The sequence below is a fragment of the Dyella silvatica genome (assembly GCF_026283955.1).
GTDB lineage: Bacteria > Pseudomonadota > Gammaproteobacteria > Xanthomonadales > Rhodanobacteraceae > Dyella_C > Dyella_C silvatica.
On the sequence record NZ_JAPDPE010000216.1, the window covers coordinates 1 to 2,171 of the forward strand.

At 61.8% G+C, this 2,171-nt stretch carries 1 protein-coding gene and 1 pseudogene; one reads left to right on the forward strand and one right to left on the reverse strand.

What is annotated here, in order from left to right:
* Positions 1-1,205: [protein-PII] uridylyltransferase family protein (locus OUZ52_RS22655; RefSeq protein WP_484489073.1), on the reverse strand; the 1,205-nt coding region annotated here is incomplete at its 3' end.
* A 200-nt stretch (positions 1,206-1,405) separates the two neighbouring features.
* On the opposite strand from OUZ52_RS22655, the pseudogene OUZ52_RS22660 reads away from it, so the two are divergent.
* A pseudogene (locus tag OUZ52_RS22660) lies at positions 1,406-2,171 on the forward strand (LTA synthase family protein); the annotation flags it as partial.

A 2,171-nucleotide genomic window follows, 5' to 3' on the forward strand; every position in this document is an offset into this window, starting at 1 on the left:
TCGGGAATGTCATGCGTCTGCGCATCGCGCAGCATCTGCACGCGATTCTCGACCCGACGTAAAACCACATATGCCTCACGCAGGGCTTTGCCACGGACCGCGCTGATATGGCCGCGGGCTTCGCAGGCCGTCAACGCGGGCAATAGGCCACGCACACGCAGGCTGGGCTCGCGGCCACCGCGAATCAGCTGGGTCAGTTGCACCACGAATTCGATTTCGCGAATACCGCCAGGGCCGAGCTTGAGATTGTCGGCCAGATCCTTGCGCGCGACTTCCGCGTCGATCAGCGACTTCATTTCGCGCAGGCCGGCAAACGCGGTGTAGTCGAGGTACTTGCGATAGACAAACGGACGCAGCAACTCCTGCAGTTGCTTGCCGGCATGACGGTCGCCAGCGACCGGCCGCGCCTTGATCCAGGCATAGCGCTCCCAATCGCGGCCCTCGCTTTGGTAGTACTGCTCCATCGCCGGAAACGGCAATGCCAATCGACCGGCATTGCCAAACGGTCGCAGGCGCAAATCGACGCGGGCACAAATACCGTCAGAAGTCGGCTCGTTAAGCAGGCGCACCAACTGGCGGCCTAAACGCACGAAGTATTCGCTGTTATCCAGCGAGCGCGAACCATCGCTTTGCCCGCTTTGCGGATAAGCCAGCACCAGATCGATATCGGAAGAAAAATTAAGCTCACTACCGCCCAGCTTGCCGAAGCCGATCACCACCATGCGTTGCAGCGCGCCATCGTGATCGCGGCTGTGACCATAACGCGCGATCAATGCCTGCTCGGACCAGCCCAGCGCTACGGCAAGTAGCGCCTCATACAGCGTGCTGGTCGCCGCCAGCGTTTCGGATAGTTGGTCCAGTCCATTGACGTCGCGAAAGACCAGGCGCAGCGCCTCGGCATGGCGGAAGCGCCGCAGCAAGGCCAGGCTTTCGTTTTCGTCGGCGACCAACTTCAAGGCGTCGACGCGCGCGCTGGCATCGCTGCCCGAGCGCAACCGTTCCAGCCCTTGCGGAGCAAGCAATTGCGGTTGGCGCAACCAGGTATCGAAGGCGAAGTCGCTGGCTAATAGCGTGCGGCGAATACGCTCAGCCACACCGGCATCGTCATGCAGCGGCACGCCAACGGCACGACAGCGAGCGGCCAGTTCACCATAGCGGTCATCGATCAGCGCGCGCAGCGCGGGGGATTCGGCAAGTAGGGGCATCGCGCCATTGTGCCGCAGATGCGCGGTTCGTGACTGCCAGCTGACCGTTTAGCGTGAAACACCGCTGCAAATCGGCCCTTGGGTACACGGGACCAGTCAGCCCACGTTGGAGCTAACTCGCCGTCAGAACATTTGGTTCATGTCGGTTTAATTACATTCCGATGCTCGAACCATGACAGCACCCCTTGCAAAAGACTGCCATGCCTACCGCCCTTATCCCGTCCGCGATTACTTTGCTCAAGCGCCACCGGCGCTTGCTGATCACTCATATCGGCCTGCCGCTGCTGTTGACTGTCGCCTTTGTGTTGTTGACGGGCCGGCTCGACGGCGGTGACGGGGTGGCGCCGGGGCGCTTGTTCGAGCAACCGCGCTACTTGCTTGCCAATGCCCTGCCCGGCCTGCTGCTAACAGCGGTGCTGCTGGTGATCAGCAGGCGTTTGCTGTGGTCCTTCGGGCTGGCTTTTTTGCTGCAGACGCTGCTGTACGGCATTAATACGCTTAAGGTGAATAATCTCAGCACGCCGCTGATGCCCGCCGATTTCCGCATGGTCGGCCAGTTACGCAAAGGTGGCCTGCAGTTGCTTAGCGGCTACCTGCCAAGCAGCCCATGGCCTTATCTCGCCCTGCTTGGCGGTATCGCGCTGATCGTGGCGGCATGGCGCTACGAGCCGGTGCTGTTCGCGCGCCGCACGCATGGCAAGCGATTGCTCGCCGGTGGCGTGCTCGCTATCGCCTTGGGCAGCTTGCTGGCCGGCATGCCGGGCTGGGCGCATATGTATAACGGCAAGCAGCTGTGGATGGAGCCGTGGTCCGCCGCCGGCACCGCCGAGCATTCGGGCCTGGTCAGCTCGCTGTTGATGTTTCATCTGCACAACGGGCATCAACGCAAAAAGGCCGACCCGCAGGCCGCCATGGACTTGCTCAGTCAAACCGATCAGGCATTGCGCCAACGCATGACGATGCGTC